Here is an 18,185-nt window from a genome sequence, read left to right as displayed (position 1 = left end):
ATAAGACCTTTTATGTTTTTGATATCTTTAAATTTTTTTGATGTTAAGTGTTATTTTACAAACAGCCAGAAGGAACCCAAAATATACAATTCAGAATGATTGGGATTTTTTATACTGCAAAGGGTATTTAGTAACTGCATGGTAATGTGAAACATTGTCCACAAGTTGTATTTTTTTCTTTTCTTTTTCGTTATTTTACGGTTATTTTCGTTTATTTGCACTATGGCTTTATTACCAAACAAAAGACGAGAAAAAATAATTGAATTACTTAAGGAAGATGGGTCTGCAAAAGTGGCGGATTTAGCCAAGTTATTCAAGGTTACTGAAGTTACAATCAGGCAGGATTTAGAAAAACTGGAATCTAAAGACTTGATTGTACGCGAACATGGCGGGGCATTCCTTAAAGACATGGAGGATAATGTCAAGAATTTCTCGTTAGTCCATCAGGAAAATTTAGAGTTAAAGGAAGCTATAGCCATTAAATGTTTGGATTTTATTGAAAGCGGAGATACCATAATTCTTGATTCAGGAAGCACAACCACCGAAATAGCAAAAAAACTTAAAGGCTATTCAAATCTAACCGTTATTACCAACGCATTAAATATTGCATTAATGTTGGGAACCGAACCCGGTATTGAGGTAATTATGACTGGGGGTGAATTTAAACCGCCAACTTTATCGCTCACGGGTCAAAAAGCGGCTGATTTTTTTGAAGGCTTGAATGTTCAAAAACTGTTTTTAGCAACAGCCGGAATATCCCTAAAATCGGGTTTAACCTATCCTAGTATCAGTGATTTGGTGGTTAAAAAAGCCATGATTGATGCAGCAGATATTACCTATTTAGTAGCAGATAGCACCAAAATCGGAAAAACGGCTCTAGCTAGCTTAGGCGCATTATCGTTGATTGATTATCTTATAACAGATTCGACAATAAAGGAAGACGATAAAAAAGTATTTAAAAGACATGAAATAGAAGTTGTTATAGCATAATATACTTACTTTTATAAAATTGACCACCGTTTAAAAGTTACCTCAATTTATGTTGTATTTACTACTTTTAACGAATTATTGAAAAACCTAAATAAACTAAAAAAAATAATATGCCAAAACAAGCATTAAGCATAGGAATCATTGTCGGTAATCGTGATTTTTTCCCAGATAGTTTAGTTGAAAAAGCTAGAACAGAAATTATTGATGTCTTTGGAAAACTTAACGTTAATCCCATTCTTTTGGAAACGACAGACACCAAATTGGGTGGTGTTGAAACCTATAAAGACTCTCAGAAATGTGCCGAACTTTTTAAAAAACACAGTGAAGAATTAGCAGGAATATTAGTTTTGTTGCCAAACTTTGGAGACGAAAGAGGTGTGGCAGATACCTTAAAATTAGCCAACCTTAACGTTCCTGTTTTAATACAGGCCTACCCAGATGAATTGTCTAAAATGAACGTGGCCAATCGTCGTGATTCTTGGTGTGGGAAAATATCAGTTTGTAACAACCTGTATCAGTACGGAATAAAATACTCTTTAACAAGTCAGCATGTATCATTTCCTTCAGGCGAATCATTTCAAAAGGATTTATTGGACTTTTTAGCGGTTTGCCGAGTTGTAAAAGGTTTGAGAAATATTCGAATAGGAGCTATCGGAGCACGTCCAGGGGCATTTAACACGGTTCGTTTTTCCGAAAAAATATTACAAAGAAATGGTATTACCGTAGTAACGGCAGATTTATCTGAAATACTAGGTAAAGCGAATAAACTTTCAAAAGATGATGCGTCAGTAAAACAACATATAGAATCTATAAATGCGTATGCGCCCAAAGGAAAAACCCCAGATGCAGCCATGATACAAATGGCAAAACTGGATGTGGTTTTAAAAGAGTATGTAGAGGAATATCAATTGGACGCAACAGCCATTCAGTGTTGGACCTCTTTACAGCAAAATTATGGTTGCAACGTATGCACCAGTATGAGTATTATGTCTGAAAATATGTTGCCATCAGCCTGTGAGGTGGATGTTACCGGTACGTTAAGTATGTACGCCATGCAATTGGCATCAGGTTCGCCGAGTGCATTGGTAGATTGGAACAATAATTACGCAGACGACCCTGAGAAATGTGTGCTGTTCCACTGCGGTAACTGGGCAAAATCGTTTTTACCAGATATCGAAATTAGCAACGCACCCATTTTAGGGACTTCGGTAGGGGTTGAAAACACCTATGGGGCACTAGATGGTCGTACTCCAGCCATGCCGTTAACCTACGGAAGAATTAGTACAGACGACCCCAAAGGCATTATTAAAGCATATTTTGGTGAAGGTGAATTAACCGACGATCCATTAAAAACATTTGGTAACCGAGCTGTTGCCAAAATTGGAGACTTACAAGGTTTAATGAACCATGTTTGTAAAAACGGTTTTGAGCACCACGTTGTGATGAATGCTTCAAAAACGGGAGCCATCTTAGAGGAGGCCTTAGGAAATTATATGGGTTGGGAAATATACAATCACAAAGGATAATAGATTAATCATCTAAATAATGACGAATAAAGAATTAAAATTAAAATCGGTTTTTCTTCGGAAGAGCCTACTAAAATACATTTATAAAGCTAAAGCAGGTCATACAGGTGGAAGCTTATCATGTGTTGATACTTTGAACGTGCTTTACAACAGGGTTTTAAATGTAGACCCAAACGATTTTCAAAATCCGAATAGAGATAGGTACATCCAAAGTAAAGGGCATTGTGTTGAAGCACTTTTTGTAACCTTGGGCGATAGAGGGTTTTTCCCGATGTCAGACTTAGAAACGCTTTGTGAATACCAGTCGCATTATATTGGTCACCCAACAAAAAAAGTGAATGGAGTCGAGCAAAATACAGGCGCACTTGGTCATGGTTTGCCCATTTGTGTTGGAGAGGCTATTGCTGCCAAATTGGATAACAAACCGCATCGAGTATTTACGCTTTTAGGTGACGGTGAGTTGCCTGAAGGTTCCAATTGGGAAGCCTTTTTGTCTGCTGCTCACTACAAGTTAGATAATTTATATGCTATTTTAGATTACAATAAGCAGCAGATTACAGGCGACAATAGCGAAGTGATGAATACCAATTCCGTTCGTGAAAAGCTGGAATCTTTTGGTTGGGCTGTAAAAGAAGTGGACGGTCACAATCTTGAAGAACTTGAAAATGCTTTAAACAATGGTCCGCTAGAAGAAGGAAAGCCTAACTTCATCATTGCCCATACTATAAAAGGTAAAGGGATTAGTTATATGGAGCGCAACATAAAATGGCACCATGGTGTACCAAGTCCGGAGCAATATGAATTGGCTCTTTCAGAATTAAATGCCGTAGAAGCTTCAATCTAAAGTATTATGGAATTAGATAAAATAGAAGAAAAAGATTTAAAAATGGGAGAAGCCAACCAAGTCGTTTTTTCGGAAACGATGCAAGCCTTGGCAGAAACCGATAAAGATATTATTGCAGTTACTAGCGATTCGCGTGGATCTGGAAAATTGGTGCCTTTCGGGCAAAAATTCCCAAATCAAATTGTTGAGGTGGGTATTGCTGAACAGAATTTAGTGGGTGTGGCCGCAGGTTTGGCTTCCGCGGGAAAAAAAGCATTTGCCGTTTCGCCGGCCTGTTTTTTAAGTGCACGTGCTTTAGAGCAGATTAAAAACGATGTTTGTTATTCGGATAACCCCGTGACTTTAGTTGGAATAAGTTCTGGTGTGAGTTATGGAGCATTAGGAACAACACATCATAGTTTACATGATTTTGCGGTTTTACGCGCCATTAATAATATAACCATTGTGGCTCCTGCCGATAATTTTGAAACCGAACAAGCTGTGCGTTTGGCCGCCAAACACGATAAACCAGTTTACATGCGTTATGGTAAAAAAGCCATGCCGTTTTTAAATGAAGACAATAAAACATTTGAATTTGGAAAAGGACGTGTGGTAAGAGAAGGTAACGATTTAGCTATCGTTGCAACGGGCGAAACGGTTTACCCAGCATGGACTGCAGCCAAAAAGCTAGAGGACGAGCATGGTGTTAAAACCACTGTGGTAAGTATGCACACCATCAAACCGCTTGATGTAAAATTATTGGAAGAACTTGCTGAAAATGGCAGACCAATCATAACGGTTGAAGAGCATATGGTGAACGGTGGACTGGGTGAAGCTTGCGCTTCGCATTTGTTTCAAAAAGGTTTCAAAAATCCGTTTAAAATTGTCGGTATCCCAGATGAATATACGGTAACGGGGTCGCAAGTCGAGATTTTTAACCATTACGGCATTTCAAAAGATGGTATTTACGAAACAGGTAAAAAGTTGCTGAAAATTTAAAAATTAGATTTTTATAAAGATGCCAACTAAAGGAAACAAACTAAAACATCTAATTTTATTACTGGCCATATTCACCACATTTGGCTGTAAAAACAAAAACCAAGACGAAACCAAAAAAGTCGCAGTTGTTATTTCAACACTTAACAACCCTTGGTTTGTCGTTTTGGGAGAATCGGCTGCCGAACGCGCACGGGAATTGGGCTATGAAGCTACTATTTTCGATTCACAAAACAATACTTCAAAAGAAGCCGAACATTTCGAAAACTTAATTGCTGCAGGATACAGTGCTATATTGTTTAATCCCACGGATTCCGAAGGTTCTGTTTCCAACGTAAAACGTGCAAAAAAGGCGGGTGTGCCCACATTTTGTATGGATAGGGAAGTGAATTCTTTAGATATACCCGCATCTCAAATTATTTCCGATAGTTTTTCTGGATGTGTAGAGTTGGGTGAATATTTTGTTCGTCAGCTTAATAAAAAAGGAAAATATGTAGAGCTCCTCGGGTTGGTTGGCGACAATAACACGTGGAACCGTTCAAAAGGATTTCATAGCGTGGTTGACCATTTTCCTAAACTAGAAATGGTGGCCCAGCAAAGTGCCGATTTTGATAGAAGCAAGGCTATGGAGGTTTTGGAATCCGTAATGCAATCCAATCCCGATATTGATGCTGTTTTCTGTGGAAACGACGCTATGGCCATGGGGGCTTATCAGGCCTTGGTTGCTTCGGGAAAACAAGATAGTGTGATGGTTTTTGGTTTTGATGGTGCCGATGATGTCATGAATGCCATTGCCGACGATAAAATAAAAGCTACCGTAATGCAATCGCCAAAAGCCATGGCGCGAACAGCTGCCGAAATGGCCGACCAGTACCTAAACGGAAAGCGCGATTTTGGTGCCAAAACACCATTGGCCGTTCAGGTGGTTACTAAAAGAAATATTGATGAATTTGGTTCATATGGTTCTAAAAACTAAAAGGAATGAAAAAGCCAATTAAATACTTTATCATCGCATTAATTCTTGGTATTTCGGTTTACAATTCTATTTATATAAAAGATTTGGATGTCGTTAAGGCAGAAAAGTCCAAAACCGTTTTTAATGCAAAAGATTATGCCAGTGCATTTATGAACAATCAAGTTGATGAATTAGTGGCTCTAGATGCTTCACGGTTTTTCGATGGGATTTCAGAGAATGTGAAAAATTATTCTGAAGCAAAAGGGAATAAACTGGGCATAAGCAACGATTACTATTTTATTATTGACGGAAATGCTACCGTTTTGTCTGTTGAGGAAGAAAATGTACTTATCGTACTTCATGAAAATGATAAAATAAAGTTAAGAATAGCTACCGATTTTATTTTTGGAAACGCCATACGTGAAGGTGCGCAAATGGCTGATATTGGCGATTTCCAAAATACGATGGATTATAACAATATTTCGGTAGAACTAAATAACATTGTTCGGGAAACCATTGTGCCGCCTTTTAAAAAAGCGGTAAAGGAAAATGACAGTCTTTATTTTAAAGGCGCAGTAAAAGTAAATACCAAAAAGCCGCAATTGAATGATATAAGAGTGATACCCCTTATTCTTGATTTAAAAAACTAAACTTTGGAAAACCACCAACCTAATATTTTACTTCAGGCGAAAAGCATTACCAAACGTTTTGGTGGCGTAACGGCATTAGATGATGTTAATCTAAATGTGCACACAGGGAAGGTAAATGTTATTGTCGGTGAAAACGGAGCAGGAAAATCAACCTTAATGAAAATCCTGTCGGGCGTCCATCCTGATTATGGAGGTACGCTACTTTTAAATGGTGAAGAAGTACGTTTTACTACCCCGAAAGATGCCATGGAAAAAGGTATAGCAATCATGCACCAGGAGCTTAATTTAATTCCTTACCTGAGCATTACCGAAAATATTTTCTTAGGAAGAGAAATCCATAATGCATTCGGAATTCTAGACTCCAAAGAAATGCTGAAGCAAACAAAAGCTTTACTTGAAAGATTAGATTGCGCTTTGCATCCGAAAACATTAGTTTCAGATTTACGGGTAGGCGAACAGCAACTCGTTGAAATTGCTAAAGCACTACTCGAAGACGCCAAAGTGGTGATTATGGACGAACCGACTTCGGCGATTTCAGATTCGGAAGTCGAAGTACTTTTTAAAATTATTCGTTCGTTACAAAAACAAAATGTTTCTATCCTTTATATCTCACATAAACTTGACGAGTTGTTTTTAATTGCCGACCGATTTATCGGTTTACGTGACGGAAAAACAGTCGGAACGATTGAACATGTTAAAGGAGCAACCAAAGACGATTTAATCCGTTTGATGGTGGGGCGCGACATTAAAAACATGTACAAAAAGGACGATGTAAAACTGGGTGAAGATATTTTAACCGTTGAAAACATAAGCCTTCCTAATGTGGGCAGTAAATTAAAATACATTATAAAAGATATTAGTTTCACTTTGAAAAAAGGTGAAGTTTTAGGCATTTTTGGTTTAATGGGAGCGGGAAGAACCGAGTTGCTCGAAACCATATTCGGATTGCATCCTAAAGTGATGTCCGGTCGTGTTTTTATTGATAATCAAGAAGTGAAAATAAAGTCGGTAACCGATGCCATCAAAAACGGACTCGGTTTGGTGCCGGAAGACCGAAAGGAAGATGGCTTAGTTTTACAAATGGAAATCAGCAAAAACACGAGTATGGCAACCATCGATAGCGTTGTTAAAAACGGCTTTTTAAACACCAAGTTGGAAGCCGAACTTTCAAAAAAATATATTGAAGCGTTGAAAATAAAAACGCCCTCAGAAAAGCAATTGTCCAAAAACTTAAGTGGTGGCAATCAGCAGAAAGTTGTTCTAGCAAAGTGGTTGGCCACAAAACCAAAAGTTTTGTTTTTGGATGAACCTACTCGGGGAATTGACGTTAATGCCAAAAATGAGATTTACCACCTGATTAATAATTTGGCAAAAGAAGGATTGGGTATAGTCGTGGTTTCTTCAGAATTGCCTGAAATCATGGCTATTTCAGATAGGATTTTAGTATTAAGCGAGTCGAAAATATCTGGAGAGTTCAACCAACAAAACGCCAATGAAGAAGCCATTATGCAGGCAGCCACTTTATAACCACAAACCAACTAAACACGACCACAAAGAAAAATGACAGATGTAAAATCTACTTTAGTAAAATTTCAATCCGTTATAGCGCTTTTAGTGTTATGTATTGCATTGACCATTTTATCCGATAAGTTTTTCACTATGGAAAATGGTTGGAATATAGCCCGACAAATTTCCATTAATGTTTGTATTTCTGTGGGTATGACTTTGGTTATTTTAACCAAGGGTATCGATTTATCGGTAGGCTCAATGTTGGCGTTTAGTGGTGCTATTGCAGCTGGTCTGTTGAAATTCGGATTAGAAATACCTTCTTTAAACACTTTTGTTGGTTTTACCGTTTTTGGAGCCATTCTTGCCAGTTTGATTGTTGGTGGAGGTTTGGGAGTGTTCAACGGTTGGATGATTACCAAATTTAAAGTACCCCCATTTGTAGCCACATTGGCTATGCTAACCATTGCCAGAGGAGGAACTATGCTGTGGACGGGTGGTTTTCCAATTACAGGTTTAGGCGATAATTTTGCTTTTATTGGAACCGGGTGGTTTTTGGGTATTCCTATGCCTGTTTGGATTACCCTGGTTGTAGTGGTTTTGGCGATAATTTTAACTAAAAAAACAAAATTCGGTAGACATATTTATGCCATAGGAGGTAACGAAAGTGCAGCGCGCTTATCAGGAATCAATATTAATAAAATAAAAATTTGGGTGTATGCCATCGCTGGTATTTTAGCAGCTGTGGGCGGTATTATTTTAACATCAAGATTGGATTCTGCACAACCCAATGCAGGAATGAGCTACGAGCTGGATTCCATTGCGGCAGTGGTTATTGGTGGCACATCGCTTTCTGGCGGAAGAGGTTCCATTATGGGAACGGTACAAGGCGCACTGATCATTGGGGTATTAAACAGTGGTTTGGTGTTGCTGAATGTATCACCTTTTTGGCAACAAATCATCAAAGGTTTTGTGATTTTGATTGCTGTAATAATGGACCGATTAAATCATCCATACGAAGATTAAAAGCATTATTTTAAATTAAAAAATCATGTCAAAAAAGTATATTTTATCGATAGATCAAGGGACTAGTGGTACGAAAGCCATAATTTTTGATGAATCAGGAAAAGTGGTTATTAAAGGTACGGCCCCTTTAAAATCGTATTATCCGCAATCTAGTTTTGTGGAACAGGATCCTGTGGAAATTTACCAGAGTGTTATCGAAGCGGTTAAAAAATGCCTTTCAGAATTTAGCATACAATTTCCGGGTGAAGAAGAACATATTATTTCATGTGGAATTTCAAATCAGCGTGAAACTTTTGTGCTTTGGGATAACAATGGTAACCCATTGCAAAATGCTGTGGTTTGGCAGTGTAAACGCTCAAATTCTATTTGTGAAAGACTGAAAGAAAATAATCTGGAATCAAAAATAAACGCCATTACGGGGTTGACAATAGACCCTTACTTTTCAGCCACAAAAGTTATTTGGTTGAATGAAAACAACCAGAAGGTTAACGACGCCATTAACGAAGGTAATGCCTATTTTGGAACGGTTGATACGTGGTTGTTGTACAAACTAACCAAGGGTAGAAGTTATAAAACAGACCACACTAATGCGTCTCGCACACTGTTTTATAACATTTATGATTTGGATTGGGACCAATCGCTTTTAAAGGATTTCAATCTCGAGAATCTTAATTTACCAGAGGTTACATTTTCTTCAGACCATTTTGGTGATTCTCACTTTGATGGTGTTTTTTCCAAACCGCTTCCCATTACTGGAATAATTGGTGATTCGCAAGCTGCTTTTTTTGGTGAAGAATGTTTTACTAACGGAATGGCAAAAGCCACATTGGGAACGGGTTCTTCTATATTATGGAATGCTGAAAAATTGGATAAACAAACCGAAAACGGTATGCTCACTACAATTGGTTGGAGTATAAATGGTCAAATAAATTATGCGCTAGAAGGAGTGATTGTAAGCTGTGGTTCCACTATAGAATGGCTTAAAAACCAATTAGAGCTATTTACATCATACGACCAAATTGAACCTATGGCCACATCATTGTCTGATAATGAAGGTGTGTACCTAATACCGGCGTTTAGTGGTATGGGGGCTCCTTATTGGCAAAAGGAATGGAAAGCTTCCATTCATGGTTTAACTTTCGGGACAAAAAAGGAACATTTGATTCGTGCGGCTTTAGAGTCTATTGCTTTTCAAATTAAAGATGTGATTCACTCTATAGAAGAAGAAACCAATTCATCTTTAAAAGAATTAAAAGTAAATGGAGGCATTACGGCTAATGAATTTTTGATGCAGTTTCTTTCAGATGTATTAAAAACACCAATTACCAATATGGGTATTACCGATGTGTCTGCTTGGGGCGCGGCTTTAATGGCTGGTTTGGGTATTAAACACTGGAAAAGTCTCGTGGACTTTCCTAAACCGTCTTCTGAAATTATAAAAAGTTATTATCCCAAAGAAAGCGCAGAGGTGAATAAATCTTATATTGGTTGGCAAAATATTTTAAAAACCAAAACAAAGTAAATAATTTTGTTATTATTTAGGTAAAAACTAGACTGATAATATGAAATTGATGTATTCGGATATCGGTAAAACATGAATTTTAGCGAATAAGTCTTTTATTGTTGGCTTAAGTACAAAAAAAAGTTGTAATTTAATAAGTCAAAAATGCTTTAATATAGTGCAGTTTTGGTTAGTTTTTTTAATAAAAAAATTACAAAATTGACCATCGTTCAAAAATAAACGTGAATGAAATTATATTTCGCGATATTGCTCTATAATAAATGAATAAAAAATTAATTTTTAACGACTAAAAAACTATTTAAAAATGAAAAAAAAATTACTATTTATGCCATTATTCTTTTTTGCGGTAGCGCTTAGCGCACAAGTAAAGTATTGGGATTTTGGAGCGAAAGAATTAGGTGCCGGTTACGATAACATGATGCCCTTGCAGTATTTAAATGCATTTGCAAATTATAATCGCCAAATTGAGTTAACTTACGAAGATCAAGTTTATACCCCGAACGAAGGGTATGTTAATGAGAGTGGACAGAGTGCACCGCTTATTTATGCTACAACATTTAATGCTAATTATGCTGGGGTTAATTTTCAGGTTACCTCTAAAGGGTCTGCATCAGATCCAGGAGGAACATTGTTAAGTGGAGGCAGTGATTTTACCAAACCTACAAACTTACCAGATTTAGATGGTGCTACAGATTTTATCTTTAAAAGAGATAGTAACAGTGACCGTATTTACACGGTAAGAAATGACATTACGCGTTATGATGAAAGAACAGAGATGCTTGATGATGTAAACCTTGATGATTTTAAAGGTTGTTTGCAATACACAACTCCTGGAGAAAAAAGATATAATAGACAAGGAGGAAGAGGTTTCCAAATGCAATTAACAGCCGGACAGTATGTTTATGTTATGGGGGCAGGCCAATATACAGACATTGAGGGCGACGGAACTTTAGGATTTAGTACTGGTTATTTTCAGTTCTTATATGAAGGTACTGGCACACCAGTTGATGTAGTTGATATTGGAGCAGGAACTGGTGATCCAAATGGTCCAATCGATAACCCAGATTCAGGAGACGAGTCTTTTAGAGTAATGAAGTTTCAGGCTGTAGATGCTGGACAATACAGTCTTATTAATAGGGGAGGTAAAATTAGAGTTTATAGAGTTTATATCAGTGATACAGATATAAGTGGTGATCTTGAGGCATTACTAGATGTTGACGAGATAGCTTCTCCTGTTTCAACTGGTATTAAAGCTATCGGTAATAGAGTTTATGTTTCTAACGTAACATCTAGCGCTGAAATTAACATTTACAGTATTACTGGTGCATTGGTTAAATCATTAAAAACTGATGTTGATACAAACTTCGAATTCAAAACAGGACTTTGGATTGCAACTGTTAAAACAGTTGAAGGACAAAAATCAGTAAAATTCGTTACTAGATAAAAAGCTAAACCAGTCCATACAAAGGATTGTGAAAATTAAGTAATAATAAAAAAACCTCTTGGTATACGCCAAGAGGTTTTTTATGTGTTAGGGTGGTCTATTAGGAAAATGTAAAAAATATTGGATTCAATGAAGAGTTCGAAGGTGGGGTGATATGTCTATGTATTTTAAGTTCTAAATATAAGATTACCAACTTAATTCTAAAGTTTTGTGTTGTTACTCCTAAACCCTGGTTTCCGATTGTTAAAGGTGTTTATTGGCTTTAATTATCTCATGTTATCATCTTATTCAAAAACAAAAAAGGCGACCTGATAGGTCGCCTTTTTCATTAGCTTGAAATATTTTGTTTTATTGATTTTGAATTTGTTCCATCATCTCTTGAGATTGTTGCATTAACTGGTCCCATCCGACGATGGAAATTTGATAAATCGTGTAAATAAGGTAAAGGATGTTAATAATTAAAATTACCAAAGCTAAAGTTTTAGCTGTATTCATAGCTTTTACACTGGAAGTTTCATAATTTTCAGGATTTAACTTTACAGCATTCAATTTACTATGTGCAATAAAGAATGCTATACCTGAAAGGATGGCACCAGCACCACCAAAACAGCAGCAAAAAAGGCCAACTATAGCTAAAACGTAAACAAGCGTTGGGTTGAGTTTTTGTTGTTCCATATTTGTTTTTTAAATGATTAGTTTAACAATATAACTTACCACAATTGTAGTAACGGAAATTATGGCAAGCCCACCAATAACCTTGTTGGAGTGATTAAATTTAAAGAAAATATTTACACCGATACAGAAAACAAATATAATTAAGCTATATACTGCGGGGTACATTTTAAAAGCAGCCATAAATTCACCCTGAAAAACTAGAGCCACAGCACGTTGTAAGCCACAACCCAAACATTCAATACCAAAAAGTTTTTTGTTGAGGCAGGGCAGCATATACTTTTCCATGAAGTGGTAAAATTTTGTTTCAGCTAAATTACTAAAAAGAAAAATAAACGTAAAAAATAGCTTGTCGGTTAAAGCTAATTAACACTGTATTTTTAGTAAAAATGTTGATTCTATGTTTCGATAGTAATTAGGTCGTTGACCGAACTTGATTTTTTGGTTGCAAATAGAATTGTCTAGTTTAATTGATTTTTACAAATTGTATAATATTTGAATTAAGGAAATATTAAATAATCTGAAGATTTTAATGACAACTTTATTTGAATTAATCTTGATTTGTAATATTGATAAAAATAGACGGTCTAAATACTAAATTTAATGTAATTTGCAGCTCATTATTTTACAACTTAAATGAAATACTTAAACTATATTTTAATCATTATCGGAGCCTTTGTTGCTATTTATGCCAAAGCTGGAGCCAAACAAAATCAAACGGTATTAATACTTGGTATTGTGCTACTAATGATTGGGGTTTATAGGATTTCAAAAACCATTCCCAGTAGAAATAGTGAAGAAAATGATTCTGATAATTCTGAAGATTAACAATAATGTCGTTAAAAGCAGGAGATTTTGTTTTGGTTTTAGATGAAGCTCTTTCAGGGAGAGTGAAAGCTATTAATGGTAATTCGGTCACCATTGAAACAGATGAGGGTTTTTTGTTGAATTTTGAAAGCCACGAATTAGTAAAAAAGAAAGCCAAGGAATCTTTAAAATCTCAGTTGTTTTCACATTCCAATATCAATTCGGTGATTTCGGAAAAAGAACAAAAAAAAATAAACATCAGCCCAAAAAGAAAATAAAAGAACGATATACTCCGCCTATGGAGGTTGATTTGCATATTAATCAATTGGTGAAATCTACACGCGGAATGACCAATCATGATATGCTAACGCTTCAGTTAGACACGGCTAGACATAAATTAGAGTTTGCAATAGCCAATAGAATTCAAAAAGTGGTCTTTATACATGGCGTAGGTGAAGGTGTTTTAAAATTGGAACTGGAGTATTTATTTGGTCGATACGGTAACGTGAAATTTTACGATGCCAATTATCAAAAATACGGTTTAGGAGCCACTGAAGTATATATTTTGCAAAATGCTAAAAACCGCTAATTAAATTCTGGAGTTACTTTTCGGCTGGTTGATAATGCACTGTTCTTTAAATTACCAAAGTTGAAAACATCTAACGACAAAAGGGTAAGGTCAAAATTCGAAATAATCATGGTAACCCCATAAGTTTGTGATATCGTGTGTTCCCTATACTCGGTTGCTGGAACTTTACTCAAAACATCTGGGTTTAAATAATCTGCGCCAACCTCACTATTTGTAATATCGTTGCCCGGATTTTGGTCTTGCGACTCGTTTTCTTCATCACGGGTTAAGGTGCCGTCACCGTCATCATCATCGTCTAAATAGTCTGGAATGCCATCAGCATCAGTATCCTGTGCATCGTCAAAAATACCGTTGTTGTCAGGGTCCGGCTTTTCGTCTTTGGTTAAGACATTGTCACCATCATCGTCGGCATCAATATAATTAGGTAAGCCATCACCATCTGTATCGTCGTTTTCTAAATCACCGTCATTATTAATATCTTCCAATTCTGCAGGGATTCCATCATTATCGTCTTCAATTAAAGAGGTCTTTAAATCAGCATTTCCGCTGTTAGCTTCAATATCGTCATTTAGTTTAACATCAGAATTAGGCACAGCATTGCAAAACAAATCTGTTGGAAGAGTAGTGTTACTATAGGTCCTGTAATTAAAAGGGTTAGCATCACTTAAAGTAATTGTGTTCTCGTATAAGCCGTTTTCGTCAACTTCTAAGATGTCTTCTAAGGTTAGATTTGTAACTTTTAAAGATAAAGATTCAGAAGGATCATTTTTAGTTTTGTAAAAGACTAAATCATCACCACTTTCGCAAACTTGAAAAGTGTTGTCAAAATCCAATTCAACGGTAATAACATCGCCATCATCACAAGAGTTAAGAGGCAATAAGCTTAAGGTTATAAAGGCGAATAATAACTTACGCATGGGCTTTGGGTTTTAGGCAAAAATAATAGAATTGTTATTTATAACGCAGTGTATTGATAATAATTTTATTTCAAGTATTTTTGATGTTTCAAAGGTGCAATTTTAGTTTTAAATTGTTCTAGGTTGTGATGATAAAATAATATGAAAGAAGTATATTTTGATAATGCGGCAACAACAGCCATGCGAGGTGAAGTGGTAGATAAAATGTTAGAAGTCATGAATATAAACTACGGAAACCCTTCATCTTCACATAGTTTCGGAAGGTCATCAAAAGTTTTAATTGAAAAAGCAAGAAAGACCATTGCTGCATATTTTAACGTAACGGCTAGTGAAATTATTTTTACTTCTGGCGGTACCGAGGCCGATAATTTAGTGCTTAAAAGTACTGTTAAAGATTTAGGAGTTCAACATATTATTACTTCGAAGATAGAACACCATGCTGTTTTGCATACTGTTCAGCAATTAGAGGTTGACTATAACATTAAAGTGAGTTATGTAAAACTTAATGACAAAGGTGATATTGATTTTACCTATTTAGAATCTTTGTTACAAAGCAATGAAATGACTTTGGTGAGCCTAATGCATGTTAACAATGAGATTGGTAATATTTTAGATTTAAAACGTGCTGCCAATTTATGTAAAGACAACAATGCGTTGTTACATACGGATGCCGTACAGTCTGTGGGGCATTATCATTTAGATTTAAATGAAATTCCAGTAGATTTTTTGGCAGCTTCGGCACATAAATTTCATGGACCAAAAGGTGTTGGTTTTGTCTTTATTAGAAAAAATACAGGTTTAAAACCGATGATTTTTGGCGGGGAGCAGGAGCGAGGCATGCGCGCAGGAACCGAAAGCGTGCACAATATTTTAGGGATGGACTTAGCGCTAGAAATGGCGTATGAAAATCTGGAACATGAAATGCAGTTCGTTGTTGATTTAAAAAAATATTTTATTGCTAAGATTCAATCCGAAATACCGGGTATATCGTTTAACGGTCAATCTCCAAGCCTCGAAAAAAGCACCTATACGATTGTAAATGTGTGTTTGCCTGTATCGTCTAAAAAAGCAGCGATGTTGTTATTTCAATTAGATTTAAAAGGGATTGCTTGCTCCAAAGGAAGTGCCTGCCAGAGTGGGAGTGCACAAAACTCGCATGTTTTGACCGAAATTTTAAATGATGAAGATTTGCAGAAACCTTCCATTCGTTTTTCTTTCAGTATTTATAATACAAAAGAAGAGATAGATTATGTTATTGAGGTTTTAAAAGAGTTTATTGAATAGCTTTAAAACTTCATCGTCGTTCTCACATTAAACACCCGAGGTGTTAAGTAGTTAGGTATCGCATATTGGCGTTTAGTATCTACATCACGTACCCAAGTATTGGTAATGGAGTTTTGTACATCAAACATATTGAATATTTCAAAACCAAACGATAATTCCTTAAATGGTTTTTTCCAACCACGGTTGAATTGTTTTTTTGCATCAACCAAAACAAATTGTAAACCTAAATCGGCACGCTTGTAGTCCGGTAATCTGTTTTGATAAATATATGAATCTGCATAACTTGGTGAACCTCCTGGTAAGCCTGTATTATAAACCAGATTCAAATACATTTTCAAGCTTGGAACATTAGGTACATAATCTTGAAACAGTGCTGCAAATTTTAAACGTTGATCTGTTGGACGAGAAATATAGCCTTGGTTGTTGATATTTTCTTCGGTTTTTAAAAATCCAAAACTAAACCACGATTCGGTTCCAGGAACAAATTCTCCATTCAGTCGCATATCCAATCCGTATGCATAAGCCTTGGCACTGTTGTTAGCACGATAACGAATACGAACATTTTCAAGCGTATATGGGTTAACGTCGCTTAGGTTTTTATAATAAACTTCAGAAGTTAACTTAAAAGGTCTGTCCCACATTTTAAAACTGTAATCATTTCCTAAAACCAAATGAAAAGATTTTTGTGCTTTAACATCAGATTGAATCACACCATCGGCATCTCGGAGTTCGCGATAAAATGGTGGTTGATAATACAGTCCTGAAGCCACCCTAAAAAGCATGTCCTTTTCCCAGTTGGGTTTAATAGCGAATTGCGCCCGGGGACTAACCACTACTTGTGAAGACGATGAAACGCCATCACCACTAACAGACCAATTATGGGCTCTAACCCCCGCATTGTACCAAACTTCGCTGCTTCCTAAAACGCTACGCTTGCTCCACTGGGCATAAGCCTGAAAACGATTTATTGTGGTATTGTTGGTAGCCCTCACATTATTGTATGGCTCCAAAGGTCCTGTAAAAGGCACGTAGGGCTGCTCGTTGGTGGAGGTTTTTGGTGGTCGTAACGAAAACCCGGCTGAATCAATTACTTCCCATTCAACCAATCGGTCACGGATATTTTCATTGGTATATTTTACAGACCATTCAATACGATTATCTTCTATTTTGAAATCGCCTTTATGTTCTATGTTGGTGATTAGTGCGTCTAAATCGTTTCTTCCGTGTGTTAATTGGCTGCCTATGCCTTCGCTGAATTCTACTTCACCTAAATTTTCATCACCAATATTGTTGTTTACTTCGCCCAATCTGTATTGAGCAAAAATATCAAAGTACTCTTCTTCAGTGGTGTGGTATGAAGATGCAATTAAATGAAGGGTTAAATCGTCGTTCGCAAAATAAGATCCTTTAAAAGCGCCAAATAAGGTTTGGTAACGGTCTTTTTCCTGGCCTTCGTAAAATACGACTAGCGCAACCGGGTCTGCCAATGTACCAAAATTGGTTTGGCGTGTTTGCGGCTGGTATTCGTATTTGTTCAGCGAAGCATTTCCTAAAAAGCTTAAATGGAATTTGTTTGTGAACTTATACGTAAAATAGGCTTGGGCATCTGTAAAGGAAGGTTGAAAATTGGTTTCGGTTTCTTTTGCGTTAACCAATAAACTGTTGTCTCTGTAACGAAGACCAACTATTCCGGATAATTTTGAGTCTTTACTGATGTTTTCCACAGAAAGGCTTCCGCCGAGTAAGCTTATATCAGCATCCACTTCAAACTGATAAGGATTTTTATAAGTAATGTCTAAAACAGAAGATAATTTGTCGCCGTACTTGGCCTGAAAACCACCCGCTGAAAAATCGACATTTTGAACCAAATTTGTGTTCACAAAACTTAATCCTTCCTGCTGCCCAGAACGAATTAAAAACGGCCGATATACCTCAATACCGTTTACATAAACGAGGTTTTCATCATAATTCCCCCCTCGTACCGAGTATTGCGTACTTAACTCATTGTTGTTACTTACGCCAGGAAGCGTCATCAACAAATTTTCAACGCCGGCGTTCGCACCCGGTATTTTTCTTATGGCTTCAGGTTTTAGGGTGACAATACCTTCAACTTCTTTCCTTCGGTTGCTGCTTACCACAACAGTAGCTATTTGCTCTACTGATCTACTCATTACTGGATTGAATTCGTAAACTTCACCATTTTTTAAATTGAATGTACTTTCAATTTTTTTATGTGAAATATGGGAGAATCTTAACGTTACGTCTTGGTTAATGGGGATATCGATGGTGTAAAACCCATTTTTATTGGTTTCGGTACCACTGTCTTTGGTCGTTTTAATGTTAACGTTTTCAATGGGCTGCTTGTTTTCGTCTAAAATCACACCCCTAATGGTGGCAGTTTGCGAAAACCCAATGGTAATTAAAGAAAAAAGTAAACCCGTGGTTAGTAAAAGTTTTGCCTTCAAGAGATGTAAAAAG

18 protein-coding genes are annotated in these 18,185 nt (G+C 36.5%); 14 read left to right on the top strand and 4 right to left on the bottom strand.

The genetic code is table 11. From position 1 onward, the window contains the following. Positions 1 to 222: 222 nt before the first annotated feature. The 10 genes from ACIEHO_RS08415 to ACIEHO_RS08370 all read left to right on the top strand — a co-directional run bounded on the left by ACIEHO_RS08415 (position 223) and on the right by ACIEHO_RS08370 (position 11,438). The gene (locus tag ACIEHO_RS08415) at positions 223 to 990 is read left to right on the top strand and encodes a DeoR/GlpR family DNA-binding transcription regulator (protein WP_406970612.1); all 768 of its coding nucleotides are present in this window, start codon (positions 223 to 225) and stop codon (positions 988 to 990) included. A 110-nt stretch (positions 991 to 1,100) separates the two neighbouring features. Then, entirely contained in the window at positions 1,101 to 2,516 is a 1,416-nt protein-coding gene (locus ACIEHO_RS08410; RefSeq protein WP_406970610.1) for an L-fucose/L-arabinose isomerase family protein, read from the top strand. A gap of 19 nt (positions 2,517 to 2,535) precedes the next feature. Then, a complete protein-coding gene (locus ACIEHO_RS08405; protein ID WP_406970608.1) occupies positions 2,536 to 3,360 on the top strand; it encodes a transketolase in 825 nt (274 codons plus the stop codon). A gap of 6 nt (positions 3,361 to 3,366) precedes the next feature. Next, positions 3,367 to 4,338 carry a transketolase family protein gene (locus tag ACIEHO_RS08400; RefSeq protein ID WP_406970606.1) on the top strand — a complete coding sequence of 324 codons (972 nt, stop codon included), beginning with the start codon at positions 3,367 to 3,369 and terminating at the stop codon, positions 4,336 to 4,338. A 19-nt stretch (positions 4,339 to 4,357) separates the two neighbouring features. Further along, complete coding sequence (locus ACIEHO_RS08395) at positions 4,358 to 5,311, top strand: D-ribose ABC transporter substrate-binding protein (protein WP_406970604.1); 954 nt, start codon at positions 4,358 to 4,360, stop codon at positions 5,309 to 5,311. A gap of 5 nt (positions 5,312 to 5,316) precedes the next feature. Beyond that, on the top strand, positions 5,317 to 5,940 hold the full coding sequence (locus ACIEHO_RS08390; protein WP_406970602.1) for a DUF2291 family protein: 624 nt from the start codon (positions 5,317 to 5,319) through the stop codon (positions 5,938 to 5,940). Positions 5,941 to 5,943: 3 nt separating this feature from the next. Beyond that, on the top strand, positions 5,944 to 7,467 hold the full coding sequence (locus ACIEHO_RS08385) for a sugar ABC transporter ATP-binding protein (RefSeq protein WP_406970600.1): 1,524 nt from the start codon (positions 5,944 to 5,946) through the stop codon (positions 7,465 to 7,467). 33 nt (positions 7,468 to 7,500) lie between these two features. Further along, positions 7,501 to 8,472, top strand: a complete 972-nt coding sequence (locus ACIEHO_RS08380) for an ABC transporter permease (RefSeq protein WP_406970598.1) — start codon at positions 7,501 to 7,503, stop codon at positions 8,470 to 8,472. 25 nt (positions 8,473 to 8,497) lie between these two features. After that, complete coding sequence (locus ACIEHO_RS08375) at positions 8,498 to 9,994, top strand: FGGY family carbohydrate kinase (protein WP_406970596.1); 1,497 nt, start codon at positions 8,498 to 8,500, stop codon at positions 9,992 to 9,994. A gap of 304 nt (positions 9,995 to 10,298) precedes the next feature. Then, positions 10,299 to 11,438 carry a T9SS type A sorting domain-containing protein gene (locus ACIEHO_RS08370; protein WP_406970594.1) on the top strand — a complete coding sequence of 380 codons (1,140 nt, stop codon included), beginning with the start codon at positions 10,299 to 10,301 and terminating at the stop codon, positions 11,436 to 11,438. Between the two features lie 348 nt (positions 11,439 to 11,786). Here ACIEHO_RS08370 and ACIEHO_RS08365 read toward each other — a convergent pair whose 3' ends face one another. Then, on the bottom strand, positions 11,787 to 12,113 hold the full coding sequence (locus ACIEHO_RS08365) for a CCC motif membrane protein (protein ID WP_406970592.1): 327 nt from the start codon (positions 12,111 to 12,113) through the stop codon (positions 11,787 to 11,789). Between the two features lie 9 nt (positions 12,114 to 12,122). Continuing rightward, the gene (locus ACIEHO_RS08360) at positions 12,123 to 12,398 is read right to left on the bottom strand and encodes a DUF2752 domain-containing protein (protein ID WP_406970590.1); all 276 of its coding nucleotides are present in this window, start codon (positions 12,396 to 12,398) and stop codon (positions 12,123 to 12,125) included. Positions 12,399 to 12,746: 348 nt separating this feature from the next. On the opposite strand from ACIEHO_RS08360, the gene ACIEHO_RS08355 reads away from it, so the two are divergent. Genes ACIEHO_RS08355 through ACIEHO_RS08345 form a run of 3 tightly spaced genes read left to right on the top strand, consistent with a single transcriptional unit; the run spans position 12,747 to position 13,506 of the window. Continuing rightward, on the top strand, positions 12,747 to 12,938 hold the full coding sequence (locus tag ACIEHO_RS08355) for a hypothetical protein (protein ID WP_406970588.1): 192 nt from the start codon (positions 12,747 to 12,749) through the stop codon (positions 12,936 to 12,938). Positions 12,939 to 12,943: 5 nt separating this feature from the next. Continuing rightward, positions 12,944 to 13,195 carry a hypothetical protein gene (locus ACIEHO_RS08350; RefSeq protein WP_406970586.1) on the top strand — a complete coding sequence of 84 codons (252 nt, stop codon included), beginning with the start codon at positions 12,944 to 12,946 and terminating at the stop codon, positions 13,193 to 13,195. Between the two features lie 20 nt (positions 13,196 to 13,215). Beyond that, on the top strand, positions 13,216 to 13,506 hold the full coding sequence (locus ACIEHO_RS08345; RefSeq protein ID WP_406970584.1) for a Smr/MutS family protein: 291 nt from the start codon (positions 13,216 to 13,218) through the stop codon (positions 13,504 to 13,506). Here ACIEHO_RS08345 and ACIEHO_RS08340 read toward each other — a convergent pair. Next, entirely contained in the window at positions 13,503 to 14,423 is a 921-nt protein-coding gene (locus ACIEHO_RS08340; protein WP_406970582.1) for a hypothetical protein, read from the bottom strand. The two genes, ACIEHO_RS08345 and ACIEHO_RS08340, sit on opposite strands and share 4 nt — an antisense overlap. Positions 14,424 to 14,564: 141 nt before the next feature. Here ACIEHO_RS08340 and ACIEHO_RS08335 point away from each other — a divergent pair, with 141 nt between their 5' ends. Next, positions 14,565 to 15,707: a cysteine desulfurase family protein gene (locus ACIEHO_RS08335; protein ID WP_406970580.1), complete on the top strand. Its 1,143-nt coding sequence runs from the start codon at positions 14,565 to 14,567 to the stop codon at positions 15,705 to 15,707. A gap of 2 nt (positions 15,708 to 15,709) precedes the next feature. Here ACIEHO_RS08335 and ACIEHO_RS08330 read toward each other — a convergent pair whose 3' ends face one another. Further along, positions 15,710 to 18,172 carry a TonB-dependent receptor gene (locus ACIEHO_RS08330; protein ID WP_406970579.1) on the bottom strand — a complete coding sequence of 821 codons (2,463 nt, stop codon included), beginning with the start codon at positions 18,170 to 18,172 and terminating at the stop codon, positions 15,710 to 15,712. Positions 18,173 to 18,185: the final 13 nt, after the last annotated feature.

It is taken from the genome of Flavisericum labens (assembly GCF_045446075.1).
Taxonomy (GTDB): domain Bacteria; phylum Bacteroidota; class Bacteroidia; order Flavobacteriales; family Flavobacteriaceae; genus Flavisericum; species Flavisericum labens.
The sequence above is the reverse complement of the archived record's forward strand: the minus strand, read 5'-3'. Positions and strand labels throughout refer to the sequence as shown.